Origin of the sequence: Mucilaginibacter litoreus (assembly GCF_042676805.1) — a bacterium.
In the GTDB taxonomy this organism is placed as follows: domain Bacteria; phylum Bacteroidota; class Bacteroidia; order Sphingobacteriales; family Sphingobacteriaceae; genus Mucilaginibacter; species Mucilaginibacter litoreus.
This window is the reverse complement of record NZ_JBHTHZ010000002.1, coordinates 185,327-211,099: the sequence shown is the minus strand read 5'-3', so window position 1 is coordinate 211,099 and position 25,773 is coordinate 185,327. Positions and strand designations below refer to the sequence as shown.

The 25,773-nt window shown below is 43.4% G+C and carries 24 protein-coding genes; 6 read left to right on the top strand and 18 right to left on the bottom strand.

From position 1 onward, the window contains the following. Positions 1-37 precede the first annotated feature (37 nt). Positions 38-997, top strand: coding sequence for a lipid A deacylase LpxR family protein (locus ACFQZX_RS04300; RefSeq protein WP_377111703.1), 960 nt, complete (start codon positions 38-40; stop codon positions 995-997). Here the strand turns inward: ACFQZX_RS04300 and arfB are convergent. Next, positions 990-1,403 carry an alternative ribosome rescue aminoacyl-tRNA hydrolase ArfB gene (gene arfB, locus ACFQZX_RS04295; RefSeq protein ID WP_377111701.1) on the bottom strand — a complete coding sequence of 138 codons (414 nt, stop codon included), beginning with the start codon at positions 1,401-1,403 and terminating at the stop codon, positions 990-992. The two genes, ACFQZX_RS04300 and arfB, sit on opposite strands and share 8 nt — an antisense overlap. A gap of 95 nt (positions 1,404-1,498) precedes the next feature. Here arfB and cmk point away from each other — a divergent pair, with 95 nt between their 5' ends. Further along, a complete protein-coding gene (cmk, locus tag ACFQZX_RS04290) occupies positions 1,499-2,173 on the top strand; it encodes a (d)CMP kinase (RefSeq protein ID WP_377111698.1) in 675 nt (224 codons plus the stop codon). Positions 2,174-2,347: 174 nt separating this feature from the next. Here cmk and ACFQZX_RS04285 read toward each other — a convergent pair whose 3' ends face one another. Both ACFQZX_RS04285 and ACFQZX_RS04280 read right to left on the bottom strand, forming a co-directional pair. Beyond that, positions 2,348-2,827: a deoxycytidylate deaminase gene (locus ACFQZX_RS04285; protein ID WP_377112479.1), complete on the bottom strand. Its 480-nt coding sequence runs from the start codon at positions 2,825-2,827 to the stop codon at positions 2,348-2,350. An 87-nt stretch (positions 2,828-2,914) separates the two neighbouring features. Continuing rightward, on the bottom strand, positions 2,915-4,546 hold the full coding sequence (locus ACFQZX_RS04280) for an MFS transporter (RefSeq protein WP_377111696.1): 1,632 nt from the start codon (positions 4,544-4,546) through the stop codon (positions 2,915-2,917). Between the two features lie 180 nt (positions 4,547-4,726). On the opposite strand from ACFQZX_RS04280, the gene ACFQZX_RS04275 reads away from it, so the two are divergent. Beyond that, positions 4,727-5,380 carry a LysE family translocator gene (locus ACFQZX_RS04275; protein WP_377111693.1) on the top strand — a complete coding sequence of 218 codons (654 nt, stop codon included), beginning with the start codon at positions 4,727-4,729 and terminating at the stop codon, positions 5,378-5,380. 285 nt (positions 5,381-5,665) lie between these two features. On the opposite strand, the gene ACFQZX_RS04270 is transcribed toward ACFQZX_RS04275, so the two are convergent. Continuing rightward, a complete protein-coding gene (locus ACFQZX_RS04270) occupies positions 5,666-7,573 on the bottom strand; it encodes an amidophosphoribosyltransferase (RefSeq protein ID WP_377111691.1) in 1,908 nt (635 codons plus the stop codon). A 174-nt stretch (positions 7,574-7,747) separates the two neighbouring features. On the opposite strand from ACFQZX_RS04270, the gene ACFQZX_RS04265 reads away from it, so the two are divergent. The 3 genes from ACFQZX_RS04265 to ACFQZX_RS04255 are packed head-to-tail and all read left to right on the top strand — an operon-like array spanning position 7,748 to position 9,421. Further along, complete coding sequence (locus ACFQZX_RS04265; protein WP_377111689.1) at positions 7,748-7,978, top strand: hypothetical protein; 231 nt, start codon at positions 7,748-7,750, stop codon at positions 7,976-7,978. A gap of 4 nt (positions 7,979-7,982) precedes the next feature. Further along, positions 7,983-8,600 carry a sugar phosphate isomerase/epimerase family protein gene (locus ACFQZX_RS04260; RefSeq protein WP_377111686.1) on the top strand — a complete coding sequence of 206 codons (618 nt, stop codon included), beginning with the start codon at positions 7,983-7,985 and terminating at the stop codon, positions 8,598-8,600. Positions 8,601-8,632: 32 nt separating this feature from the next. Continuing rightward, on the top strand, positions 8,633-9,421 hold the full coding sequence (locus tag ACFQZX_RS04255) for a carbon-nitrogen hydrolase family protein (protein ID WP_377111683.1): 789 nt from the start codon (positions 8,633-8,635) through the stop codon (positions 9,419-9,421). Between the two features lie 106 nt (positions 9,422-9,527). Here ACFQZX_RS04255 and ACFQZX_RS04250 read toward each other — a convergent pair whose 3' ends face one another. The 14 genes from ACFQZX_RS04250 to ACFQZX_RS04185 all read right to left on the bottom strand — a co-directional run bounded on the left by ACFQZX_RS04250 (position 9,528) and on the right by ACFQZX_RS04185 (position 25,767). Then, complete coding sequence (locus tag ACFQZX_RS04250) at positions 9,528-11,501, bottom strand: amidohydrolase family protein (RefSeq protein ID WP_377111681.1); 1,974 nt, start codon at positions 11,499-11,501, stop codon at positions 9,528-9,530. 91 nt (positions 11,502-11,592) lie between these two features. Further along, the gene (locus tag ACFQZX_RS04245) at positions 11,593-12,900 is read right to left on the bottom strand and encodes an ammonium transporter (protein WP_377111679.1); all 1,308 of its coding nucleotides are present in this window, start codon (positions 12,898-12,900) and stop codon (positions 11,593-11,595) included. Positions 12,901-12,987: 87 nt separating this feature from the next. Further along, positions 12,988-14,496, bottom strand: a complete 1,509-nt coding sequence (locus ACFQZX_RS04240) for an NADH-quinone oxidoreductase subunit N (RefSeq protein WP_377111676.1) — start codon at positions 14,494-14,496, stop codon at positions 12,988-12,990. A 3-nt stretch (positions 14,497-14,499) separates the two neighbouring features. After that, positions 14,500-16,395, bottom strand: coding sequence for a mucoidy inhibitor MuiA family protein (locus ACFQZX_RS04235; RefSeq protein ID WP_377111673.1), 1,896 nt, complete (start codon positions 16,393-16,395; stop codon positions 14,500-14,502). Between the two features lie 73 nt (positions 16,396-16,468). Beyond that, positions 16,469-18,070 carry a complex I subunit 4 family protein gene (locus ACFQZX_RS04230; RefSeq protein ID WP_377111670.1) on the bottom strand — a complete coding sequence of 534 codons (1,602 nt, stop codon included), beginning with the start codon at positions 18,068-18,070 and terminating at the stop codon, positions 16,469-16,471. After that, the gene (gene nuoL, locus ACFQZX_RS04225; RefSeq protein ID WP_377111667.1) at positions 18,070-20,133 is read right to left on the bottom strand and encodes an NADH-quinone oxidoreductase subunit L; all 2,064 of its coding nucleotides are present in this window, start codon (positions 20,131-20,133) and stop codon (positions 18,070-18,072) included. Before nuoL ends, ACFQZX_RS04230 begins: the two co-directional genes overlap by 1 nt. Continuing rightward, entirely contained in the window at positions 20,130-20,435 is a 306-nt protein-coding gene (gene nuoK / locus ACFQZX_RS04220) for an NADH-quinone oxidoreductase subunit NuoK (RefSeq protein ID WP_377111665.1), read from the bottom strand. Before nuoK ends, nuoL begins: the two co-directional genes overlap by 4 nt. Next, the gene (locus ACFQZX_RS04215) at positions 20,432-20,956 is read right to left on the bottom strand and encodes an NADH-quinone oxidoreductase subunit J family protein (RefSeq protein ID WP_377111662.1); all 525 of its coding nucleotides are present in this window, start codon (positions 20,954-20,956) and stop codon (positions 20,432-20,434) included. The genes nuoK and ACFQZX_RS04215 overlap by 4 nt, the downstream gene beginning before the upstream one ends. A 26-nt stretch (positions 20,957-20,982) precedes the next feature. After that, positions 20,983-21,573 (bottom strand): 4Fe-4S dicluster domain-containing protein, encoded by a 591-nt coding sequence (locus tag ACFQZX_RS04210; protein WP_377111660.1) that lies wholly within the window; start codon positions 21,571-21,573, stop codon positions 20,983-20,985. Positions 21,574-21,672: 99 nt separating this feature from the next. Further along, on the bottom strand, positions 21,673-22,743 hold the full coding sequence (nuoH, locus tag ACFQZX_RS04205) for an NADH-quinone oxidoreductase subunit NuoH (RefSeq protein WP_377111657.1): 1,071 nt from the start codon (positions 22,741-22,743) through the stop codon (positions 21,673-21,675). Positions 22,744-22,991: 248 nt separating this feature from the next. Continuing rightward, on the bottom strand, positions 22,992-23,675 hold the full coding sequence (locus ACFQZX_RS04200) for a hypothetical protein (RefSeq protein WP_377111654.1): 684 nt from the start codon (positions 23,673-23,675) through the stop codon (positions 22,992-22,994). Positions 23,676-23,771: 96 nt separating this feature from the next. Next, positions 23,772-24,614: a glutamate racemase gene (gene murI, locus ACFQZX_RS04195; protein WP_377111651.1), complete on the bottom strand. Its 843-nt coding sequence runs from the start codon at positions 24,612-24,614 to the stop codon at positions 23,772-23,774. 67 nt (positions 24,615-24,681) lie between these two features. Continuing rightward, positions 24,682-25,194 carry an OmpH family outer membrane protein gene (locus ACFQZX_RS04190; protein WP_377111648.1) on the bottom strand — a complete coding sequence of 171 codons (513 nt, stop codon included), beginning with the start codon at positions 25,192-25,194 and terminating at the stop codon, positions 24,682-24,684. Between the two features lie 42 nt (positions 25,195-25,236). Beyond that, positions 25,237-25,767 carry an OmpH family outer membrane protein gene (locus ACFQZX_RS04185; RefSeq protein ID WP_377111645.1) on the bottom strand — a complete coding sequence of 177 codons (531 nt, stop codon included), beginning with the start codon at positions 25,765-25,767 and terminating at the stop codon, positions 25,237-25,239. Positions 25,768-25,773 lie beyond the last annotated feature (6 nt).

Sequence of the window (25,773 nt, the reverse complement as noted above, 5' to 3'; positions counted from 1 at the left end):
TTTTTTATTATTTTAGCCCTACACTTTAATTCCCGTAATGAAATTTAAACTATTAACATTGGTTGCCTGCCTGCTTGCGGCAGCCCCTGTTTTTGCTCAAACCCGCACTACCGAGATCGGTGCAATGTCTGAAAACGACTCCTTTTTGGGCCAGGGTTCAGACAGGTATTATACTAATGGAATATTTATTTATTACAGGCATGCGCTTGATGCAAGCAAAAACCCTGCTTTGGCCAATAAAGTACTTGAGTTTGAAATAGGGCAGAAAATTTTCAACGCACAGTCGGGCGGTATACCCTCTACTGAATTTTTAGACAGGCCCTTCGCCGGTTACTTATATGCAGGCTCATCTTTAAATCTTTTATATAAAAATGAAAGTAACTTAAAGCTAAGCGCTAAAGTGGGCATTGTAGGGCCTGCCGCCGGAGGCGAACCTATCCAGAACTTTATACATGATACTTTCGGCTTTTACAAGCTTACCGGCTGGCCCTATCAAATACGGAATGATGTAGAGCTTAACCTTTCTGCCGATTATAACAAACTACTTGCACGTGCTTCATGGGCGGATATTTCGCTGGCGAGCTATGTTAACCTGGGCACAGGGTTTACCGGTGCAGGTATCGGGCCGCTGATCCGGTTAGGAAACTTTAACCAGTTATTTCATTCTGTAAGTACACAAAGCACCGCCTCAACGGCTAACGTTGCCCCGCCATTGCACAATCATGAGCTTTTCTTTTACTACAAACCGCAGGCTAACCTGGTAGGTTATGACGCCACCATACAGGGCAGTATGTTTAAAGACCATCCCGAAGCAGGCACCCGGGAAGTCACGCTGGATAAAGAGCCGTTTATTTTCAGCAATCAATTGGGTGTAAGCTATGTGAGCAGCCGCATTGTTCTGGATATTGGCGCGGTAATTCAAACCAAAGACACCAAACAAATGGTAAAATCAACCCACCAATGGGGCTCGGTTACGCTGCTTTACAGGTTTAATTAAAATCGAAGCTTTGTCTTCTGCCAGCTTTCTTGGTTGATTGCGCTTTTTTATTATCTAAACGTGCCTGTTTCGCCGCTTTGCTTATTTTCGTTGGCTTGCGTGCCTTTGGCTTGCGCAGGGCGTTTGTAAGCAACTGTAATAAACGGTTGAGTGCTATTTCCTTGTTCAGCAACTGGCTGCGTTCCTCATCACATATCACCTGTATAAAACCATCCTTGTTAAAGCGCGATTGAAGCTTTTCGTTAATCAGCTGCTTTTCATCTTCATTGAACAAAGGGCTGTCGTTAACTGGGAATAACAATTCTACCTTGGTAGATACCTTGTTTACGTTTTGTCCGCCTTTACCGCCACTTCTGGATGTTTTATAGATAAGCTCGCGTTGCAGCTCTGCTTTGTTCAGGTTCATGCTTGCAAACTTAACATTCTTAACGCAAAAGAGTTGTACGCAATGGCTGACTGCAAATTACTAAAGCCGACTAAAAATTGTACCTTAGCGTTCCCATGAGCAATAACACCATTATAGCTATTGATGGCTACTCATCATGTGGTAAAAGCACCTTAGCCAAAGCTTTAGCCAAAAAACTGCATTATATATATGTTGATAGTGGCGCCATGTACAGGGCCGTAGCGTTATACTTTCTGAGGAACAATATTGATTCTGCCGACCACGCACAGATCGAGGCGGCACTAAAAGATATTCATCTTAACTTTCATTCGCGCGATTACGAAACCCATATTACGCTCAATGGCGAAGAAGTATCTGACGAAATACGCCAGATGCCCGTATCTGAAAAGGTAAGCGAGGTATCGGCTTTAAAAGAGGTTCGGCGCGAAATGGTGAAGCAGCAGCAGCGCATGGGCCAATCAAAAAACATTGTGATGGACGGGCGGGATATAGGCACTACGGTGTTCCCTAACGCTACGCTCAAAATATTCATGACCGCCGACCCGGCAGTACGTGCACAGCGCCGTTATGATGAGATCCGCACTAAAAACCCTGATATTACTTTAGAAGAAGTATTTGAGAACATCGCCCACCGCGATTATAGCGATACTACGCGCGAAGAAAGCCCGCTGGTAAGGGCTAAAGACGCCATTATTTTAGATAACACCAACCTTACACCTGAAGAGCAGCTGCAGTTTGCGCTGGATAAAGTGGAGAAATTGAAGGGTTAAAGCGTAATCACTATTTAACAGATTTAGCATATATTCTTTCGTGCTATCAGATGAATTCAAATCCCGTCATTGCGAGGGTATTAATTACCCATTATATAAACAAAGCCGCCGCGTCGAGATATCGTGATAGCTTAGAGATTGCTTCGTTCCTCGCAATGACGAGGGGTTAATATTTTAAAGTGTATCTGCTGATTGCCTACTTACTCCCACCTTCATCGCCTTAACCCCGAAACGATTTAAAAAGTCTACCCCTTCGTCGCTCGGCAAGCCTTTGTATTGGGCATAAGATTTATCGTAATAAACCTGTTTAATACCTGCCGAGAAGATCAGCCGGGCACAAGGCAGGCATGGCGATAAGGTGGTGTACAAGGTTGCACCCTCAAGGTTAGCGCCGTTTTTTACGGCGTAAAGTATCGCATTTTCTTCGGCATGCAGAGCAAGTGAGCAGCTCCCTTTAGAGTCACGTGCGCAGCCGGTTTGAGGCCATTCTTCATCGCAATTATGTGTTCCGGCAGGCGGGCCGTTGTAACCAATTGAAATAATACGGGTATCCTTGGCTAAAACGGCACCGACCTGGGCCTTAACGCAATGGGAGCGCTTGGCCAGGTCGGTTGCCAGATTCATAAAAATGTTTTCGAAACTGGGTTTATCCATATTTAGTATCAGGTCATTTTTCACCGTCATTAGCTCGTCGGGTTAAATAATGACTCAACGGCCTAATAACTCAATGACTTAAGTATTTTAGTGTCCGGCACCTGCTTCGATATGATCGATATCAATGCCCTGCTTGCGTAATTCAGCACCAGCTTTCCAGGCAAAAAACGCCAGGTAAGCAAACCCGATCAATGGTACGATGTATGAGAAGTGGATACCGCTCATGCCGGGTACAAGTTTACCGCTGCCATCAGCAAGAATACCTTGTACCGGTGGTATGATAGAACCGCCCAGGATCATCATGATCAATAGCGATGAACCCTGGCTGGTATATTTTCCCAATCCGGCCAATGCCAATGCAAAAATAGACGGCCACATGATTGAGCAGCATAAACCGCCGCTGATAAAAGCATACGTAGCAACTATACCGTTAGTAAGCATACCAATAGCCATAAACGCAACACCCATCAAACCAAAAATACTTAAGGTGCGGATAGGTTTTTCCTTACCTAACAGGAAGCCGACAATCAGGAAAATAACGCAAATTCCGTATGGCGCCAAGTGTGCGATATTAGCGTTGCTTATTACGTTCGCTAACAATACTACACCAAATGCAACAAACGGAACAACGATGGTCAACACTGTACGGGTTGATTTAGATACATCGAATACACCAATAGCACCTGTCCACCGGCCTATCATTAAGCTACCCCAGTATAAAGAAATGTAAGGTGCAATGTCTTTTGCAGAAATGCTGCCAAACGCCGGTGTTTCTAATAAAGCGCCAAAATTACTCTGGATGGTTACTTCGACACCTACATAAGTAAAAATAGCCAGCATACCCAAAATCAACTGCGGATACCTCATAGCTCCCCATCCCTCTTTATGTTTGGTAGCTGCAGAAGATGACCTTACAAGCGTTACTATGATAATAAATAAAGCGCCATAAACGTAGTATGAGGTTGATAAACCTGTGGCATTACTTAATGGTGTAGCAGCCAGGATAAGGCAAAAGGCTATAAAAATAATAAACAAGGGAAAGTTTGCCTTATTGCTTTGCTCTATCTTCTCATCGCTGGTTACTTTAGGTAAATTTGTACGCCAGAAAAAGATAGCCAGTATCAGGAACAAGCCAGCCAATATATAATACAGGTTATTTACCGACGAAATGGAAACTACAGCGTTAGATGTGCTTGTAGCCGAACCAAATAATAAAAAGCTCACTACTACAGGGCCCAGTATGCTACCAAAGTTATTAACCCCGCCCGCTAAGTTTAAACGGGTGGCACCTGTTTCAGGCGGGCCTAATGCTACTATAAATGGGTTAACTGCGGTTTGCTGAAGGGAAAACCCAATGGCGATAATAAAGAAAGCGCCTAATATAAACCCAAACACCCCTGCATTTATAGCCGGCACCATTAACAGGGCTCCTGCTACAGAGATAAGCAAGCCAATAACAATCGCGTTTTTGTATCCTATTTTGTTTAAGATATCGATTTTACTTATTTGCGAAGCGAAATACAGCACTAACGAACCGATGAAATAACCGCCGTAGAATGTAAAATCTATCAACTGTGATTCGAACTGTGATAAGTGAAAATGCGCTTTACAAAAAGGGATGAAAACCCCGTTGGATGCGGCCGAAAAGCCCCAGAAAAACCAAACGGTGATTAACGAATATAATGCCGATCGATTATTGGTAGAATTGCTTTGTTCCATTGTTTAATTAAGGTAATTCTATTGGTGTATTTAAAGCACTAAACATAATTTAATTTTTATAATTATGCCCTATTTTTTTTAAAATGTAAATCAGACAGCAAGTTTTGTTGTTAAACAGATTTAAAGTTGCATATTAGTGTCCTGATTTTTTCAGGCAATTAGGGACATAAGCCTCACTTAATGATAGACGCTATTATTTCGGGGATCGGGTTTGGGTTAGTGCTGACTTTTTTGACAGGCCCCGTTTTTTTCGCATTAATTAAAACCAGTATCGATAAAGGCTTTCAGGCGGGCGTTGCTTTGGCGCTTGGTGTTGTTTGCAGTGATATGGTGTTCGTAGGAGCCATTTTGTTCGGTTCTCAATACTTTGATGTTACAGCACACGATAAAACTATAGCCGGCATTGTTGGCAGCATTATACTTTTTGCCATTGGAATTTATTACATCTTCAAAAAATCCGACGTTAATTATAAAAATTCAGTGCCTGTAAAGGTTAATAAGGCGGGTTACTTTCTTAAAGGTTTCCTGATGTGCATTTTTAACCCAACCATACTTTTCCATTGGACGGTTGTTATAGGCGTGGCAAGTACGGCTTACCATGAAGGAGTGCCTAACCGCTCGCTTAAAATTGCGGTTATGTTTTTAACCGTGCTAATCGTACAATTCGGCCTGGATACGGTAAAGGCGTTTTATGCCAATAAACTGCGTGAGAAGATATCGCCCAAACTGGTACACCGCCTTAACGAGGTTGCAGGTATCGCCCTGATAATTGCCGCCTTTGTTTTATTGGACAGGCTGGTCACTCACTTCTTTTTTTCGGCACACCCTGCATAAGTATTTTTCGAGGCAGCTTTATTCTTAGTTAGGAATGGATTTGCAATTTTTTCAGCATATCCAATTGTCCTGTGAGATTGCCGCGCTGTTCCTCGCAATGATATCGTTTATTGAGGTCCTGAGCCCTGCGCCGGCTTAAGTGTCTGCACTTAAGCCTAAGAATTGTAAGCGTAGACGCTTACAACATCGTCTCTCCAAGTGAAGACACCTGGACAAGCAAGAGGTAAACGAAAAAGGCGAAAAGTCATTACCTTTCGCCTTTTAGCATTAAGTTCTCAGCTTAATTTACATATAAGCCCGCTGATTATTACCTTCCATCCAGTTAACAAAGGCGCGGTTAACCACCTTGTTACCACCAGGGGTTGGGTAATCGCCGCTAAAGTACCAGTCGCCTAAATGCTCGGGGCAGGCTTTGTGCAGGTTATCTAAAGTTTGATAAATAACCTCAACCTTAGCTTTAATATTTGGCGGGGTAATGATCTTAGCGATACGATCAGAAATTTCCTGATCTGTAAAAGGCTCGTAGATAGCTTTTACATAATTTTCTACTTCCTCTTTCGGTAAAGATGAACTTTGTTTACACTTGTTATAAACGTCAACTATGATGTTCTCTTTACCTTGCTCTTTCAACAGGCTGATTGCGGCTTCAAAAGCCACAAACTCGCCCATGCGCGACATATCAATGCCGTAGCAATCCGGATAGCGTATCTGCGGAGCAGAAGACACAACCACCACCTTTTTAGGGCCAAGGCGGTCTAATATCTTCAGGATACTTTGCTTTAAAGTGGTACCGCGTACAATAGAGTCGTCAAGCGCTACCAGGGTATCCGCGTCTTTATTGATCAAACCATAAGTAGTATCATACACATGGGCCACCATTTCAGACCGGTCTGCATCCTGTGTTATAAAGGTACGCAGCTTAACGTCTTTGATAGCAATTTTTTCAACCCTTGGGGCTATTGCCAGCACTTCAGACAATTCTTCTTCACTGATCTTGTCCTCGCGATTCAAAAGCCTGTCGCGCTGGTATTGTTTAATATATTTATGCACACCTTCTACCATTCCGTAAAAAGCAACCTCTGCAGTGTTTGGAATATAGGAGAATACCGTATTCTTTATATCATGGTTAACCGCTTCCAATATCTGCGGGCAAAGCAACCGGCCCAATTGTTTACGCTCGCGGTAAATGGAGGCATCGCTGCCGCGCGAAAAATAAATACGCTCAAAAGAGCATGATTTTTTTTCTTTCGGTTCACTGAACTGGTCTTCGGTGATCTTACCGTTCTTTTTAACAATAAGCGCATGGCCAGGTTTAATTTCGCGAATCTCTTCTACAGGTATATTAAACGCGGTTTGCAGCGCAGGGCGCTCAGAGGCCGCTACTACAATCTCATCATTCCTGAAATAATAAGCAGGGCGTATACCGGCAGGGTCGCGCATTACAAAGGCATCGCCATGGCCCATAATCCCGGCTATGGTGTAACCACCGTCCCAGTTTTTGGCGCTTTTGCGGAGTATCTTGGCAACATCAAGGTCATTTGCAATCAACTTGCTTATTTCCCTGTTATCGTCCAGCCCCTCACGTTTATACTGGTCAAACAAGCCCTGATTTTCGGTATCTAAAAAGTGCCCTATCTTTTCAAGAACAGTTACTGTATCAGCTTTTTCCTTAGGATGCTGGCCTAAATCATACAATTGCTGCAGTAACTCATCAACATTCGTCATGTTGAAGTTACCTGCAATAACCAGGTTACGGGTCATCCAGTTATTCTGGCGCAGAAACGGATGGCAGCTTTCAATACTGTTCTTCCCATGCGTACCATAACGTAAATGGCCCAATAACACTTCGCCTGTAAAGCTTACGTGCTCTTTGAGCCATTCGGTATCTGCCATTTTCTCCGGCATCTCCTTCTGTATCTCAGCAAACTTTTTCTGAATGTACTCGAAAATATCAGCCACCGCATTTGAAGCCATCGATCGGTGCCGGCTTATATAGCGTTTGCCCGGCTCAATATCCAGTTTAATGGTAGCAACACCCGCACCATCCTGGCCGCGGTTGTGCTGTTTTTCCATCAAAAGGTAAAGCTTGTTTAATCCGTACAGCGCAGTGCCGTACTTTTTCTGATAATAAGAAAGTGGCTTTAGTAAGCGGATAAATGCCACACCGCATTCATGTTTAATCTGATCGCTCATGATTGGTAATGAGCACGCAAAGGTAAGACTTTATCTTACATTGTGTTTAAACATATTGTCATTAATTAGTAGTTATTTTTAACACACTTGTAACCATTGTATAACAAATTGTTAAAATGATGCAGCAATGTTAGCGGCAGGGGTATTACCTTTGGATACACCAGTTTAAAACCAATGAAAAACATTTATTCAACTATTGCTATGGTTGCTTTTGCGGCAATCTTATGCGGCTCATGCACCCAAAAGAACAAACCTTTGTTTGATATGCCACTGGGCGTACAATCATATACTTACCGTGCATCATACGAAAACAATACAGCCGCGGTGCTGGATACGATCAAAGCCTTAGGCATAACCGAGATGGAAGGCCCCAACCCTAAGAACACCAAGCCCGGAAGCGTTTAAAAAGATGTTGGATGAGCATCAAATAACCATGCCGTCTATTGGGCTCAGCTATGAGATGGTAACCGATAGCACTTTAAATGCGGCAAAACATGCCAAAGCTTTGGGTGCAAAATATATTATGGTTGCCTGGATTCCGCATGACAGCACTTTTACAATTGATGATGCCAAAAAAGCCGTAGCTGATTTTAACGCTGCCGGAAAGGTACTGCAGCAAAACGGCATAACTCTTTGTTACCACAATCATGGGTATGAGTTTGTCAAATACCAAGACGGGACACTGTTTGATTACATCGTTAAAAACACCAACTCCGGGTACGTATCGTTTGAAATGGACATGCTTTGGGCCTTTCATGGACGGGCGAACCCCGCACAATTGCTTCGGGAATACCCTAAGCGCTGGAAACTGATGCACCTTAAAGATATCCGAAAAGGCGTAGCGAACGACCTGACCGGAGGCACCGATATTAAGAATGACGTAGCACTTGGCACCGGCCAGATTGATATACCTAAAGTTTTGAAAGCTGCAAAAGAAGCCGGTATTGAACATTACTTTATTGAGGATGAAAGCCCCGACCACGCCGCGCAGATACCACAAACTGTAAAATACCTTAAAAGTTTATAAAAGCATGAATGGTAAGCAGTAAATTTACGTGCATGAAAATTGCGTTGGCGACCCCTCACTTTCCACGTTCTGTTGCAGAAGCTTTAAACTCGGTTGACCTGCTTGCTAAGGAAGCAGCCACACAGGGAGCTGTTATAGTTTGCTTCCCTGAAACCTTTATTCCGGGATATCCGCTTGCCGACTATCCGGTTGAGCAAGCATCCGCCCAGGAACTTACTGATGCCTTGAAACAAGTGTGCGAAATAGCCGCTAAACATTCCATAGCGATCATTATCCCGATGGATTGGTATGAGGCCGATAAGTTTTTGAACGTTGCGCAAGTAGTTTCTGCGAATGGAAAAATTCTTGGTTACCAAAGCAAAAACCAGTTAGACCCAAGCGAGGACATCACCTGGCAGCCGGGTACAGCCCGCAATATATTTGAGGTGGCGGGCTTAAAGTTTGGTATTACGATCTGCCATGAGGGCTTCCGCTACCCCGAGTCGGTGCGCTGGGCAGCGAGAGAGGGCGCACATGTTGTTTTTCATCCGCATTTAAGCGGCAGCGACCTGAAAGGTGTAGAACTTACCGAGTGGGGCCATGTAGATAGTCCGTATTACGAAAAAGCAATGATGATGCGTGCTTTAGAAAACACCATTTATTTTGCCAGCGTAGGTTATGCCATGAAATACCAGGAATCAACATCATCTATTATTAGCCCTGATGGTAAATGTGTTGCCTACCAATCTTACGGCCAGGAAGGTATTATCATTGCTGAAATTGAAACGCAAAAAGCGACAGGCTATTTAGCCAAACGGTTTAAACCGGATTTGTACCAATAGCATAATTACTACCCGTTTATCAATTTAAACCTTCGACAAGCTCAGGCTGAATATCTTGATCACTCTGCGCTTAAGCTGGCCTTCCATGTTTTGATCAACGATCATATCACTTACTAAACCCCACCATTTTATGCAGTACAGTGGGGTTGTAAACCTTGCCGCCTTTAATAATGGTTTTTACATTTCTTACGGCGCTGATATTGGTAAGCGGATCACCATCTATGATAATGATATCCGCGTTTTTACCTGTAGTGATCGATCCTGTTTTTTGCGACAAACCCATCACCTGGGCCGGAATTATGGTAGCCGTTTTTAAAGCTTGAGCGGGTGTCAGCCCTCCTTCAACATACAGCTCTAATTCACGGGCAACGCTAAAGCCGGGGAAGCCCATATCCGTGCCTGCAACTATCGGCACGCCTTCGTCATAAAGCTTTTTAACAAGTGTTTTTAAACTGTTCAGCATAGGTAAAAACCTTGCATGAGTGGCAGAGTCTTCGCCGGTATTTGCAAATTGCGTTTGCAGCGGCAGTGGCAACGTGTAAAACGCAGGTTCCATCTTTGTGATATCGCTTTTAACATCACGCAGTGACAGATCATACACACCAACAGTTGGATCGATAACCGTATGGTGGTCTTTTACGAATTGTATAGCCACCTTACTTACAGAGTCGTCGAAGTTGATCGACCGGTCAGCATTCCGTTTCATCAGGCTATATACATATTGCAGGTGGTTCACCATGTTCATACCCGAGTCAACACCAGCTTTGAGGTTCATTCCATTAGGGATATGCCCTGTAACGGTTAACCCTTGCTTATGTGCCTCATCACAAATTATTTTAAGGATAGCCGGCTTAACAGAGCTGTAGACCTTTATCTGATCAAAACCCCTGGCTTTGTAGTTATCTACCGCTTTTATGGCTTCTTCTTTGGTATCTGCCTGTATAATTCCTAAGGCCATCGGCCCTTTGCCGTCAATTATACCTGCCATTAATATTTTAGGCCCAATGCCGTTACCGCTATCTATAGCATTTCGGATACCGTCAATAAAACCAAGCTCATTCCCGCAATCGCGCACGGTGGTAACACCTGCCGCCAGGTAAGCCGGGCCCCATTCAGTTTGTTGAAAATGAGCGTGCATATCCCACAGTCCGGGCATAATGGTTTTACCTGTAGCATCAATAACCTGCGCACCTTTGGGTATTGGGGTTACGGCCGCTTTATATACGCCGGTAATTTTACCGTTATTTACGATTAAAACGCCATTAGGAAAGCTAAAGCCGGTTTCCACATCAACAATATTACCCCCTTTTATCGCTATTACGGAAGATACCGCTTTATCTGCAGGTGTTGCCTTTGCAAACACAGCCATCCCGTACCCGGCTGCCCTTTTTATTAATTCTGGCAACAGCGGTTCGTGCTCATCTCTCATTATTTCTGTTTTATCGCCTTCGGCGTCGATGGTAAGGATGCATATCAAACGGCCATGTTCATCGGTCCAAACCCATTCATTACCCCATATCAGTCCGCTGATAACATATCTGTTAAATGTTAACGACTTATTATTAAACTGCAACTTGTCTGTACCATCCTTTTTGATTTGCAAAGCACCAAACGGAAGTGTTTGAATAGTGGCAGGTTGCCGTTGCTTGTCCCAATATTGTAACAGCAATTGTTGCACTGTTGCCGGCGAATATCCGGCAATAGGAAATGCGTTAGCTTTAATAATTTTTGTAAACGATGTATCGTTCACTCGTACAAATGCAGACGATCCTTTGATAACAATGGAATCGTTCACGGTTGAAAAACGCGAAGTATTGCCTTTGATTACCATTTCAAGCGGGTCGCCAACCGGATTTACTTTGATAGTTGCTTTTAGTGGAACGGGTGAACCCCTGTCTACAAACTTAAAATCAACCATGTACTTTTTGCTGTCGCGATAATTGTAAATTTTATAGGTTTCTTTACCAATACTTTGCTCAAACTTATGTAGCAAAAATGCACCGCTGTCTGCCGGGGCCTCCTGGGCATTAGTTTGACAAACGATGAAAAACAAAAGGATAAAAGACAAAAAGTATTTCATTGAAATGGGGTTTAGCCAAATATAAAACTTAACAAGCATAAAAAAGCCCCGCAAAGCGGGGCCAAATTGAATTTATTGATCATTAAAAATCTTAGAGTTTTTCGCCATGCTGGCTAAGGTCGAGGCCAAGCTCTTCGTCCTCTTTTGATACTCTTAACGGCGAAATCATATCTGTTATTTTAAGCAGCACTATCGAACCAAAGAACGAGAATATCGATGTTGCGACCAATGCGAGCAATTGGATCAGGAACAAATGTGTATGTCCAAAAAATAAACCATCGCCGGTAACATTGTTAGGGTTAACCTGCTGGCTGGCAAAAACACCGGTCAGCAACATACCTACCATCCCCCCTACGCCGTGGCAAGGGAACACATCCAGTGTATCATCAATAGAAGTGCGGGTACGCCACTCTACCACCAGGTTACTCACCAAGGCCGAAATGATACCTATAGCCAACGAGTGCGGTACGCTTACAAAGCCTGCAGCAGGCGTTATAGCAACCAAACCCACTACAGCACCAATACAGGTGCCCATTGCCGATGGCTTGCGGCCACGCACCATATCAAAAAATATCCAGGTAACGCCTGCCGCTGCAGATGCCGTTGTACTTGTTGCCAAAGCCGTTACCGCTAAATGGTTGGCGCCAAATGCCGACCCCGCATTAAACCCAAACCAGCCAAACCATAATAAACCTGTGCCTATCATTACGTAGGTGATACGGGCCGGCGAGTGGTTTGCCTCGTTACGGCGTTTTAAAAATATAGCCGAAGCCAATGCCGCCCATCCGGCAGACATGTGAACTACTGTTCCGCCGGCAAAATCCAACACGCCCAGTTTTGCCAGTACGCCATCCGGGTGCCAGGTGGCGTGTGCCAGGGGCGAGAATATAAAGATGGAGAACAATACCAGGAAGATGATATAAGAATTAAAACGGATACGCTCTGCAAAAGCACCGGTTATCAGCGCAGGTGTAATAATGGCAAACTTAAGCTGGTACATGGCAAACAGCAGCAACGGAATAGTAGGCGCAAGTTTCCAACTTACGTTGCCAAGCATTCCTTTCATCATGAAATAAGTTGCTGGGTTGCCTATAACACCGCCTATGCTATCCCCAAACGCCAAGCTGAAACCAAAAATACCCCACATTACAGTAATGATCACCATACAAACTATACTTTGCAGCATGGTAGATATTACGTTCTTTTTATTGACCATTCCACCGTAAAAAAAAGCTAAACCGGGTGTCATGATCAAAACCAGCGCGGTTGACATCAGCATCCAGGCAATATCACCGGTGTTAAAATTTGGATTTTCTGTTTTTTCGAAATCAACAGATGGGAAAATAAACGTTAATGCTAAAATTATAAGGACAAGAATGAATGGAAAATAGCGTTTCATGTCAAATTGAGAACCATTTAGTTTAAACGGCCTCAATTTATACAATTTATTAAGGAATGTTAAAGAAACTTTTAATTTTTGAAAATATTACAAGGCTTTAGTTAGTAAATCAGGGAAAATCCCGAATATTATTAACAATAATGCAATCGCACAAGAAAAAATTACTATGCTAACCGAATAGGAATGCTCATTGGAAGCAAATTCTTTACGTCGCAGAAACAGGTTAAGAGGTACTTTAATGTAATAAAACAGGCTGACAACAGTGGTTACAGCACCGGTAATCAGCAGGGCCATCAGCCATACATCATGTGTTTGCTGGTATATGACGTAAACGGCCGAAAATACAAATACTTTACCTGTAAAGCCTGCACTTACAGGAATGCCTGTTAAAGATATCATGACCACTACAAAGCAAACCGATACCAGAGGATACTTAAAACCGAGGCCTTTGTAATCACTTATATTGGTTATACCTTCATTATTTTCAAAGTAATTGACAAGCATCAGCGCGGCGATATTTGCCAAGCCGTAAACCAGCAGGTAATAGGTAAGCGATGATAAACCCTGACTGCTGAAAGTAACTACAGCCATTAGCGCAAAGCCTGTATGCCCGATGCCAGAATAGGCTAGCATTCGTTTAACATTGTTTTGCCAAAGTGCCGCAAAATTACCTGCCAGCAGGGTAATTATAGCCACCGCACTCAATAAAATCCTCAAATTTACACCGGCCAGGTTTACATAAGCGCCTGCTATAAATGGAGTGATGAAGTTGATCAGCAACGCAAACCCTGCAATTTTCGGTAAAGTTGAAAGGTAGGCGGTAATGGGCGTAGCGGCACCCTCATATACATCGGGCACATAAAAATGCGCCGGCACAGCCGATAGCTTAAAGCCTATGCCCAACAGTATCAATACAACAGCGAATGAAACACTGAAATGGTTTACCTGTAGCAGGTTATCTTTCATTTCCTGCGAAAAGATATCGAGTGTCCCGGTAAAAGCATATATCAGCGAGATACCGTACAGCATAACCGCCGATGCTGCTGCGCCGAACAAAACATACTTTAGTCCTGCTTCGGTACTTTTGGCATTTTCAGTGCGGTAAGCAGTTAACAGATACGATGCTATCGACACCATTTCTATAGCGAGGTAGACAGACAACAGGTTGACAGCCATGGCCATGAGGTGCAACCCCAGTACAGACCCAATAACTATGGTATAAAGATCAGACAAGCCTTTTTTATGTTTTTTAAGGTTCTCGTCCCAGGCAAAAAACATTAGCAGGATGAGGGCCAGTACGTCTGTTATCAGCTTAAATACAATTCCCGTATGGTGCAGTAAAAGCATGCCGTTGAACAAACCGGATGCTTCGTTATCTGGTAGTTTTATCTGCTGGTTAATAACCTGGATAATTACTATCAGCATACCTGCAGTAGCAATTAAACGGCACATCCTGGCAGATCGCCTGCCAAATAAAAGATCTGTTACCAATATTATTATAAACAACGCGGTTAAATAAATTTCGGGCACAAAGTAGCCTAAGCTGGCTAAAACATCATTTAATTGAGTGGTTATATTAGGTAACAGATCCTTCATTTATTACTGTACAATTACTGCCTGGTTTTTAGGGTATTTAACCTGGTACTTTACCCGCAGCTGCTTTTCGTCCTGCGAATTTAAGTTAAGGTTATAAGATAACAGGCCGGTTTCCTTATTTATTTCAGCGCCGCTGGTGTCCAGCATTTCCACATCAATGCCTGTATTCTGCGAAACCGGTATCTGATCTTCTATTAACAGCTTAACCGGCTGGCCCTTGCGGTTCTTTACGGTTATCAGCCAATCGCGTAACTCTTTCCTGTTGTTGCTTAAAACCTGCTTACCGGTTAAATCCTTTTGCAAGGTACGTGTTACCAGGATATTTTTATCAGTACCTAATGATAAGTTAAGCGTATCGTTAGTATTGCGGGTATCAATTAACGATTTCCCGATGAAGGTTCCCTCAAAAAACAGGTTGGCCTCACCTGACAGGAAGTTGTGTTTGTTCCAATCGGTAATTTGCGCGGTCAGGAAAACATCGGTACTCAATTTGGGCGCCGAATAGTACTGGTAAGACGCGTTGGTATTGACCTCTTTGATCTCAACAGCATATTGCTTACCGTCCGCCGGGATGGTATACGGGTTGGCAATAGCAAACTCAACATTGGTTTGATTTTCTACCTGCTCTACTTCGATTGGTGTTGAGTTACCTCTGATTCTTATTTCCCTTAAAGCTCCGGGCACACTTTGAACACTGCTTGTTACGTCTTTTTTGTATTGATTATCGTCTATTGCGCTGTAACCCGCTACCACTACCTCATTGAGTTGGTTAGCCGAAGGCTGTAGCATCACATCCATATTTTCTGTTAATGCGGTACGCTCCTGGTTTTCAAATCCCACGAAACTATAAACTAACACCGGATTGCCCGCAGGTACCTGTAAGGAATAAGCGCCGTTTGCATCGGTCTGTGTGCCGATGGATGTGCCCTTTACCTTAATACTAACACCGGAGATTGGCTGACGATCATCAGAAGCAAACACTTTACCGGTAACTTTGGTAATGGCGGCCCTGCTATTTGCATAAAGCATGTTATAATTAAGGTAATATGGCCTCAGTTCCGGCTTGCTGCCACTAACGGTTGGGTTACCGGTGGAAAGTGTTAGCTTGATATTCTTCCATTCTTCGCCGCACTGCTGCCTTACGTTGGCTTTATAAGCGATGCTTACCGGGCTGTTCACATCCTTTGCCCGGATGTCATAAGTAGGATACCATCCGGCATCTTTAACCACGTAAGTTAGTGTAAACTGCGACTGCAACGGTGCTTTGGCAGATACGGTAACCAGTATATTACTGGTAGCGAGCGATTTCCCGTTACCTTTTACCATATCGGCTATCTGCTTGTCGTATTGCAAAAGCTTTGTGTTGATAACGGCTATCTCGTTATTAATGGCCTGCTCCTTCTTTTTATTCTCTGTTAAGCGCGAGGTTTGAAAATCAAGCGCCTGTTTTAGTTTTATAAGATCCAGATTACTGTTTTGTCCGCTTACCGTCTGGTTTTTCACCAGCATGTTGTACTCTTCCTGGTTGATGGTAAGCGAAGCGTTAAGCAAAGCGACCCTATCCCGAAGCTCCTTTTGCTGGGCCCTTAATTCTTCTACCTTTTTTTGGCGCAACTGCACGTTAAGGTAATCCATCTCATGCTTTACAGACAGGATGGTAAAATTACCTGCGCCGCGCACCTGTATACTTTGCGCATCAATATCGGGGGAAATATTATCAAACACCAAAGATGATGTCCCCGCTGTAATGTTTACGGAGGCTGTGCGTGTTACCTGCGCCCCATTTAAAAATAAAGTTACCTTTTGTACTCTGGATGTTACCTTTTGGTCTTCGTCGGCAAAGGCCCCTGCTGATAAACTAAGCGTAAGGCATGCGATAAGTAATAGTTTCTTAATCATAACAATTAGTTTTATTACTTATATGATGCAGCCTGCCTTCAGTTTCCATAAACACTGGTCGAAATAATTTTTATTACTTCTGTAAAAACTGAACCAGCGCCAGTACCGAGTCGTTGATTTTTCCAAATACCAATGATGGCATTATTCCAAGAGCCAATGCGATAAGCGCCAGGGGAAGCAGCGTTAGAGTCTCGCGGATATTAAGGTCGGTCAGTGCGATCTTCCATGTTTCGCCACCCTTGAGTGATAGCGAACCAAAAAACATGCGCTGCAATGTCCACAGGAAATAGGCGGCGCTAAGCAGAATACCTACCGAGCCGCAAACAGCCATCCAATGGGGCAATAAACCATTCACAGAATGCGATTTAAAAGCTCCTGCCAGAGAAAACGCCTCTGCTACAAAGGCCGAAAACCCAGGCAAACCTAAAGAAGCAAAAAAGGCAACCATTACATATACGGTATAACGCGGCATCAATGTGCCTAACCCCCGGAAATTGTAAATATCCCTGTCATGCACGCGGCTGTAAATAACGCCGACCAAAAAGAACAGCATGGTTGATAAAAAGCCGTGACTGATCATTTGCATGATTGCCCCGCTGATACCCTCGGCCGTGGCCGAGGCAATACCCAACAGCACAAAACCCATGTGCGATACAGATGAGTAGGCGATCATCCGCTTCAGGTCGCGCTGGGCAAGGGCATTGAATGCGCCGTACAGAATAGAGATGACACCTAAAAGGCCAAGCCAGAAAGCGCCTGATAAAGCCACATCCGGGAAGATACCCATGCAGATACGTATAATACCATAGCCCCCTATTTTAAGCAGTATACCTGCCAGTATGATAGATACCGGTGTAGGTGCTTCTACGTGGGCATCCGGCAGCCAGGTGTGCAGCGGCACTACCGGTACTTTAATGGCAAAGGCAATAAATAGGACCACAAACCCTACTGTGCGGGCGGGCATCCCCAATATGGATGCTTTACTCAGAATAGAAAATACCGAACCTTGTACATAGTTGACCGGGTTCATCATGTGGATAATATTGAATGTATGGTTTCCGGTTGCAGGGTCTGTTACCGAAAGGTACAGGCCAACCATCACCAGCAGCATAAACACCGAACCAAACAGTGTATACAGAAAAAACTTAATAGCTGCATATTCCCGGCGCACCCCGCCCCACATACCAATCAGGAAATAAAGGGGCAGCAGCATCAGCTCGTAAAAGGTGTAAAAAAGGAAGAAATCCAACGCGCAGAATACGCCCATAACGGCCATATCCAGCAGCAGGAAAAGTGCAAAAAAGCCCTTCAAATTGCTGGTTATCTCCCATGAAGCAATAGCCGCTACCACCATCACCAGGGCCGACATGACCAGCAGCGTAACCGATACGCCATCGATACCTACAAAATATTCTATCTGCATGCGGCCAAGTGCACCCAGATCAAGACTTATCCATGGCAGCTTTTGAATATACTGGAATTGATCCTGATGATTGATACCGCCAAAAGCAGCCCCTGTTTTAAAATGCAGGTAGATATATATGCTTATACATAGCTGCAGCACAGTTGCTGCCAAGGTAATGTATTTAAAAGCCACGCGCATGGAAGACGGCAGCATCAAAATTATCAGGCCGAATAATACCGGTGTAAATATGAGGAGCGATAAAAGGTTCATCAGGTCCAGATCATTTTAAAAATAAAAACAGCGATGAGCACCAGCAACATGCTGTATAAATAATACTGCACTTTGCCGCTTTGAAAACGCCGGGCAAAGTTTCCCAGGGCTTGTACAATACCGGCTACCAGGTGCAAAAATCCATCAAGTATATATTTGTCGAGCCAGGCAGCCACGGCAGATACTGCAATGCCTGCTTTGCCCAACAGATTCACTATCCCATCTACAACGCGTTTATCAAACCAGTAAAGCGCATTGCTTAACCACATCACAAACCTAACTACAACCGCTTTGTAAAAACTATCGATATACCACTCTTTAAACGACAAATGATATAAAAACCCCGTTTGAGGGAACGACCAACTGTTGCGTTTCACATAAAGCCAGTAAGCAACATACATGATCACTATCGCTAAAATATTCACTAAAGCCGGGATGATGGTGTGATAAATATTCTCGCGTACTAAAAAGTTTGATGGCAGGAAGCTTTTATATAACCACGCATCTTCATATAACAGGGGATGCCATGAAAATAGCGGGAACAGACTGCATAAAGCCAGGAATATCAAAGGCGCTTTGTATAGCCATCCACCATCGCCTATATAAATGTGTATATGCGGATTTACCTTTTGCAGCCGGAACTCGCCAAAGAAAACTTTTACCATCAGCCTTGAAACATAAAAGGCAGTAAGCCAACTGGTAAATAAGGCAAATACCGGAATAAGTATAAAAAAGCCGCTTTTACTTTCGGCCCATGAAAAGGATTGTATCAGGATTCCGTCTTTTGACAAATAGCCCGATGTAAGCACCAAACCTATCAGGGCCAGGCTGCCGATGATTGCCGTTACAAAAGTAACCGGCAGCTTTTTACGCAAGCCCCCCATGTGCAATATATTCTGCGGGTCGATATCCAGATTATTATCCTCCTTAATATGTTTTACCTGATGTATAACAATACCCGCTACCAGGAATAACAAACATTTAAAAAAAGCATGGGTAACCAGGTGAAATATCGACGAAGCATAAGCGCCAACCCCCATAGCCAGCACCATGTAGCCTAACTGCGATATGGTAGAGTAAGCCAGGATTCGTTTTAGATCATTTTGTGTAAGTGCGATGGTAGCCGCCATGAAAGCGGTAAAGCAACCTACAATAGCCAGTATTGTCAGCTCAACATCGTTAAACATGGGATAAACCCTGCCTAACAGAAAAACGCCTGCTGCCACCATTGTAGCGGCATGTATAAGGGCAGAAACCGAGGTAGGGCCTTCCATGGCATCGGGCAGCCAGGTGTGCAAAGGAAACTGGGCCGATTTTGCAGCTACAGCTAAAAATATACCTGTAAAGGCCACATACTGCCACACGGCAGGGATGCTGTGCGGCCCGGCCACCCAGCTATTACCTGCGATATTCGATAGCGGTACCAGTCCGTTGTTACCAAACAAAGCATCGATATCAAAAGTGCCAAACTGCGTAAAAAATATAATGATGGCAGTAAGCAGGCCAATATCCCCTATACGGTTCATTATAAACGCCTTTTTATTAGCCATAACTGCGCTTTCCCTTGTAAACCAAAAGCCGATAAGCAGGTATGATGAAAAGCCCACCAACTCCCAGAATGCATAAAGCAGTATCAGGTTATCAACCACTACCAGGCCAAGCATACTGAAACAAAACATGCTGAGGTACCTGAAGTATCGGCTGTAACCGTCATCATCCTTCATGTAAGCTATGGAGTAAATATGCACAGGTAATGCAATAGCCGGAACCAGCAACAGCATCAGTACCGAAAGATTATTGAGCAATAAACCCACCTGCACTTTGGTAGCGCCCACAGTAAACCAAACCTGTTGCGCATGGATGATATGATTATTCCAAACATCAGTAAATACCCTTGCCGAAAGCACAAGGCTCAACAAAATTGCCAGCGTTGATACCCATGCGGCTGCCCTGTTTTTACTAAACAGCAGCAGATTCAAAACAAAGGCGGCAAAGGGCAACACTACTGCTGTAATAGCAAGCGTTACGGTTTGCGTGTCGGTATGTGAGAGGGTGGGGTTCAATCTTTCAACTGGTTTACATTATCCGGATTAATGGTTTTATACCTACGGTACACATTCAGTATAATGGCCAGGGCAACAGCTGTTGTTGCGGCTGCCAAAACTATGGCGAACAGGGCGAATACCTGCCCGCCGTTAGCCGCGCGATCATACCGGCCGAAGGCAATAAGATTTAAGATTGCAGCATTAAGCATCAGCTCAATACCTATCAAAACTTGTATAGCGTTCTTTTTTGATACGATGATGAACAACCCGATACAAAACAGCAGTACGCTTATCACTATAAAATCGTTGAGAGTGATCATAACCTTTGCCCTCCTTCCCTGCGCGACAGATGAGCGGCCCCAACCAGGGCGATCATTAGCAGTATAGATATTACCTCGAAAGGCAGCAAATAGCGCGTCATTAAATTTACCCCTATCTCGTTAATGCCACCACCATTTGCATCAACCACATTGTGTGTACTGATAGCCAGCTTTACCCATGACAGGTTGTTGATCTGCGCTTTAAATACCACGTTGAGCATTACAACCAGAAACAACAGGGCTAATAATAAAGCAGGCAGATTATTTAAACTGATGAAACGGCTGCTTTGCTGTGATGCGCGGTCTAAAGCCTCCTTGCCTGATAGCATAAAGGCAAACAATATCAGCACCAATATCCCTCCAACATAAATCACTATTTGTGTTACGGCTACAAAATCGGCAAGGGCCAAAACATATAAACCGGCAAGGCCAAACAGCGTAACAAAAAACATAAATATACTGCGAACCAGGTTTTTGCCTGCTGCCACCACCAATGCCGAACCTAAGGTTATAAAAGCCATCAGGTAAAATAAAACCTTTAGCATAGTCATGCGCCGCCCTCCTTTGCTTTTAAGGCTGCGGCCTTGGCAGCGGCTTTAGCAGCCTGCTGCTCATCAAACAACCGGCGCTTTTCGGCAGCTTCTTCTGGCAACATGTCTGAAAACTCGTAGGTTAGCTGTGTCAAATCAAATACTGTACGGTCGTACTGGTTGGTCATGGTGATGCACTCCGTTGGGCACACAATAGTGCACAGGCCGCAGTACATACATTTAGCCATATCAATATCAAATTTAGCGGCATACAGCAGCTTTTTTGAGCCGTCGGATGTTTCGCCGATCACGCCCTCTGTCGATTTGATCGACTCGATATTTATGCAATCTACCGGGCAAATCTTAGCGCACAGGTCGCATACAATACAATCGTCTATCTCTACATCCAGTTGGTACCTGCCCACTTCCGGTACTGGTAAGCTTTGTTTCGGATATTGAATAGTGTTGGTACTTTCCTGCAGCTTAAAGTAATTATTATCGGTAACTGGTATTACCTTTCGCTTTCTGTTCGACGTAAAAAGGGCCTTCAGGGTTATTTTCAAACCTTTCCATGCTGTTGTAAAACCTTTTAACGTACTGTTTATCAAAATGCTAAAATCTAAAATTTAATTCTAAACTCTAAATACTAAATCCTAAACTCTAAGTTTTAATCTGCGGACTTACCGACTTAAAACTTCCGACTTATATTACATCACCCACAATCGCCATACGCCGGATATGAGCATACATAAAAAAGCCAGCGGGGTAAGCACCTTCCAGCATAAGTTCATTAGCTGGTCTACCCTTAAACGGGGCAGTGTCCAGCGTATCCACATCTGTACCCCTACCAGTGACAGCGCTTTTAACAGTATCCAAAGTATCCCCCAAATGGTACCGGTTGTCCAGGTTGCCAGTTTCACGGTACCTATATCAGGCAATGGTGTATTCCAGGCGCCTAAAAACAAAATCACCGCCAACATGGATACCAGGAACATCATCGAATATTCGGCCAGAAAAACGAGCGCAAACTGCAATCCGGTATATTCGGTATGAAAGCCAGCCACCAATTCAGACTCTGCCTCGGGTATATCAAACGGCGCGCGGTTACTCTCGGCAAGTGAGGCTATAAAATAAATTACAAACGCTATCAATAAATGGGGAGCCTTAAAAACATTCCATGACAGGATTCCGCCTACATTAGTAACGTCGCACAAACCAAAAAACTTAACCTTTTCTGCAGATAGTATACCCTGCTGGGTAGCAATATCCTGTAAATTGAGGGTTTGCGCAATCATCACTACCGATATAATGGCAAAACCTGCAGGTATTTCGTAAGAGATGATCTGCGCGGCCGAGCGCATAGCGCCTAATATGGAAAATTTGTTGTTAGATCCCCATCCGGCCATCAATATTCCCAATGTTTCGATAGATATAATCGCGAAAATATAATACAGGCCAATATTAATATTCGCCGGGATAACTCCCGGCCCCCAGGGTAAGGCAACAAAACCCAGGTATACCCCTATAAAGATGATGATAGGCGCGGCTACAAATAATATTTTATCGGCAGCAGCCGGTATAATGATCTCCTTTTGAGCCATTTTTATCATGTCTGCTAATACCTGCAGGGTACCCCATTTGCCGGTTTCTGTTGGGCCAAGGCGATGTTGTATAAACGCGCTTACCTTACGCTCGGCATATACGCCAAACATGGTAAACAGCGCTACAAAAGCAAATAGACCTGCAGCAACAATAAAATATGTAATGTAAAAATTCAAGGCGTTTGCTTTGGGTTGCAAACTTACTAAATGCTGCTTAAACTTGACTGGTTTAGTAGTTGTTTTTTAGATGGATTTTAAATAAGGTGAATGTCTGAATCAGAATTTACAGGATTTGAGAATTATCAGAATGTTGTCTGAACTCGAATTTTTGGAATTAGAAGAATTGGGGAATGTTACATAGGCCGATTGCATTTTACCCTTTATTAATAAAGTAGCTCTCCCTCATCGTAGCCTTTATAATTTGCCTATCTAAGGATCTTTTTATATAAGCCACTATACACTGGTATTGATTCATCTTTGCCCATGATCATTATCAGATAAATTTGATCTGACTTTTTTCTGAACATGATCTCAATCGGCAGCTTTTTTGTATCGTTCTCTTGTTCCACATGGATATCCTGCGGATTTTTAAGTCCGTATTTCAATGAAAAATTCTTTAGGTAAGCAAAACATGAAATAACCGTATCTCCTTGCTTTTGAATATTTATTTGATCGCCTGAAACGTTTGCAATTATGGTGTTTGATATAGCCGGGCCCTGCAAAATATATCGTATATAAAAAGGAATTTGTTCTAACGAACGGGAATATGTATAGTCGTACGAAATATGTTCATCCTTTTGATTTACTGTTATTGTAGAGTCGAGGGCATTTGGAAAAGATCCGTTTAACCGTATGATTTCTATTACATATTTATTATCGATCTTAATGTCAGTGACTGGCCATCTATCCGGTTCAGAAGTTGTTTTTAATACTTTGATTTTATCATTATCTGCCAAGAGCGACCTGTAATTATCAGATATATTTATACTAAAATGTGCGGGGTAAGCTTTCATTTCAGCTAATGCATCATTGTGTATTTTGTAAAATAATACAATGATTATTATCACAGTTAAAGATAAACCAATAATAACTAAACTTCGGCTTTTCATAACTGATATTTTAATTTCTTGGCCCTATGATCTGGCCAAAACAAACTAACATTTCGGTGCCTTCTTTATTCCAATGCATATCCGCAATCTCCACATTTACGCACACCCTTCCCTTACATCTGTAAAAGTGCTGGTGATGGTGCTGCCGAAAAATTGTGAGGCATGGTTGTCAAACTCGGGGGTATCATCCATGGTCGTAAAAAAACGCCGGGTGCCGTTCTTCGTAAGGCGCTGTTCCATTTCCGGATGACGTTGCAGATAGTCGGCCAGACTGGCGGCTACGATATCACCCTGACCTATAACTTTAATATCAGCGCCAAGGTAAGTTTTGATCTTATCTTCCAACAGCGGGTAATGCGTACAGGCCAGCAACACGGTGTCAATGCTTTCTGACTGGTTTACCAGCTGGTCCAGGTATTGCTTAATGTAGTAATCGGCACCATCATTTTTATACTCACCGCTTTCTATAAGCGGCACCCACATTGGGCAAGCCTGCTGATGTACCTTTATCTCGGGTGCAAAATGGGCGATCTCTAAAAGGTAAGAGCCCGACTGTACTGTGCCTTTGGTACCCAAAACCCCCACATGGCCCGTTTTGCTATACTGGCCTATCACCTCTGCGGTGGGCCTAATAACGCCTAAAACCCTTTCTTCAGCATGTTGCTTTGGCAGGTCTTGCTGTTGTATGGTACGCAGCGCCTTTGCCGAAGCGGTGTTGCAGGCCAGTATGATTAAGGGGCACCCTTGCCTGAACATCCATTGTACACACTCCCACGTGTATTGATGAATGGTGTTGAACGAGCGGTTTCCGTAAGGTGCACGCCCGTTATCGCCCAGGTACAGGTAATCATATTCCGGCAATTGCTCAATTATGGAGCGCAGTACCGTAAGGCCACCAATACCCGAATCAAATACACCTATCGGACCGTTATTTAACATAGTACCAAAAGTAAAAAAGCGCCCTTTAATAAGGCGCTTTTTGTAAAATTAATTAAATTGGGTTGACTTATTTTAAACCTAATTTGGTTTTTACAGCAGGCATCAGATCGTCAGCTGCCGGAGATACTACTAAGTACTCGTTGGTGGTATCCAATACATAACCATAACCTTTTTCTTTAGCTACCTGCTCAACAGCGCCACGGGCCTTATCGATAAGCGGTTTGCCTAATTCTCTTTGTTTGTCTTCAACTTTTTGTTGTGATGAAGTTTGGTAATCCTGCATACGTTTTGCAATATCCTGTAGCTCACCTTCTGCAGCGGTACGCTGTGCATCAGTCATGGTTGCCCTTTTAGTTTGATATGCCTCGCCTTTAGTACGGTATTCGCCATTCATTGTAGTTAACTGGTCGATGAATTGCTTTTGATAAATATCGAGCTGAGATTTAATAGTTTTAGTCTCAGGCATCATATCAATTAACTGCGAAAAGTTAATGTGTCCGATTTTTGACTGAGCCTGGGCAAAGTTGCCTGCAAATAACATCCCTGCTGCAACTAAAGCAACTTTAAATAGTTTTTTCATTTTTGTTTTCTGTGTTTAATAATAGTTCTAATATATAAATTTTTATTTGGCAAGTACACCCGGCTTAAGCCCTAACCGTGTTATCACTTCATCACTTTTGTTGTAACGCGGATTTGCATACAGCATTATCACCTCACTGTTTTTATCAAATATCATATCAAGGTTTTCGCTTTCGGCAACTGCCTGTACCGCTTTAGACACTCTATCCTGGATTGGTTTAATCAGTGAGTTGCTTTTTTTAGAAAGCTCTCCTTCCGGGCCAAATATCTGCCGCTGATAGTCTTTTGCCTCTTTTTCTTTTTGCACTATTTCCGCTTCGCGCTTTTTACGCACATCGGGTGTCATTAAAACCTGATCGGCCTGGTAAGCTTTATACAGGCGTTCAATTTCCTGAAAACGGCCGTCAACATCTTTTTGCCACTGCTCTGACAGCGAGGCCAGTTGCCTTTGCGATGATGCATATTCCGGCATGTGTTTTAAAATGTAATCAGAATCAACATAAGCAAAACGCTGCGCAAATGCCGCAGTGAATGCTGTAAACGTAAAAAACAATACTAAAATTATCTTCTTCATAACTGT

What these genes read in the sequence shown, in the direction of transcription:
- arfB (WP_377111701.1), bottom strand. Translation starts at nt 1,403, where the DNA reads ATGAACCTGAACAAAGCAGAGCTGCAACGCGAGCTTATCTATAAAACA.
- ACFQZX_RS04275 (WP_377111693.1), top strand. Translation starts at nt 4,727, where the DNA reads ATGATAGACGCTATTATTTCGGGGATCGGGTTTGGGTTAGTGCTGACT.
- ACFQZX_RS04185 (WP_377111645.1), bottom strand. Translation starts at nt 25,767, where the DNA reads ATGAAGAAGATAATTTTAGTATTGTTTTTTACGTTTACAGCATTCACT.
- ACFQZX_RS04280 (WP_377111696.1), bottom strand. Translation starts at nt 4,546, where the DNA reads ATGGAACAAAGCAATTCTACCAATAATCGATCGGCATTATATTCGTTA.
- ACFQZX_RS04250 (WP_377111681.1), bottom strand. Translation starts at nt 11,501, where the DNA reads ATGAAATACTTTTTGTCTTTTATCCTTTTGTTTTTCATCGTTTGTCAA.
- ACFQZX_RS04265 (WP_377111689.1), top strand. Translation starts at nt 7,748, where the DNA reads ATGAAAAACATTTATTCAACTATTGCTATGGTTGCTTTTGCGGCAATC.
- ACFQZX_RS04230 (WP_377111670.1), bottom strand. Translation starts at nt 18,070, where the DNA reads ATGAACCTTTTATCGCTCCTCATATTTACACCGGTATTATTCGGCCTG.
- ACFQZX_RS04245 (WP_377111679.1), bottom strand. Translation starts at nt 12,900, where the DNA reads ATGAAACGCTATTTTCCATTCATTCTTGTCCTTATAATTTTAGCATTA.
- murI (WP_377111651.1), bottom strand. Translation starts at nt 24,614, where the DNA reads ATGTTAAATAACGGTCCGATAGGTGTATTTGATTCGGGTATTGGTGGC.
- ACFQZX_RS04300 (WP_377111703.1), top strand. Translation starts at nt 38, where the DNA reads ATGAAATTTAAACTATTAACATTGGTTGCCTGCCTGCTTGCGGCAGCC.
- nuoK (WP_377111665.1), bottom strand. Translation starts at nt 20,435, where the DNA reads ATGATCACTCTCAACGATTTTATAGTGATAAGCGTACTGCTGTTTTGT.
- ACFQZX_RS04255 (WP_377111683.1), top strand. Translation starts at nt 8,633, where the DNA reads ATGAAAATTGCGTTGGCGACCCCTCACTTTCCACGTTCTGTTGCAGAA.
- ACFQZX_RS04190 (WP_377111648.1), bottom strand. Translation starts at nt 25,194, where the DNA reads ATGAAAAAACTATTTAAAGTTGCTTTAGTTGCAGCAGGGATGTTATTT.
- ACFQZX_RS04215 (WP_377111662.1), bottom strand. Translation starts at nt 20,956, where the DNA reads ATGGCTTTTATAACCTTAGGTTCGGCATTGGTGGTGGCAGCAGGCAAA.
- ACFQZX_RS04285 (WP_377112479.1), bottom strand. Translation starts at nt 2,827, where the DNA reads ATGGATAAACCCAGTTTCGAAAACATTTTTATGAATCTGGCAACCGAC.
- ACFQZX_RS04200 (WP_377111654.1), bottom strand. Translation starts at nt 23,675, where the DNA reads ATGAAAAGCCGAAGTTTAGTTATTATTGGTTTATCTTTAACTGTGATA.
- ACFQZX_RS04240 (WP_377111676.1), bottom strand. Translation starts at nt 14,496, where the DNA reads ATGAAGGATCTGTTACCTAATATAACCACTCAATTAAATGATGTTTTA.
- ACFQZX_RS04235 (WP_377111673.1), bottom strand. Translation starts at nt 16,395, where the DNA reads ATGATTAAGAAACTATTACTTATCGCATGCCTTACGCTTAGTTTATCA.
- ACFQZX_RS04270 (WP_377111691.1), bottom strand. Translation starts at nt 7,573, where the DNA reads ATGAGCGATCAGATTAAACATGAATGCGGTGTGGCATTTATCCGCTTA.
- cmk (WP_377111698.1), top strand. Translation starts at nt 1,499, where the DNA reads ATGAGCAATAACACCATTATAGCTATTGATGGCTACTCATCATGTGGT.
- ACFQZX_RS04260 (WP_377111686.1), top strand. Translation starts at nt 7,983, where the DNA reads ATGTTGGATGAGCATCAAATAACCATGCCGTCTATTGGGCTCAGCTAT.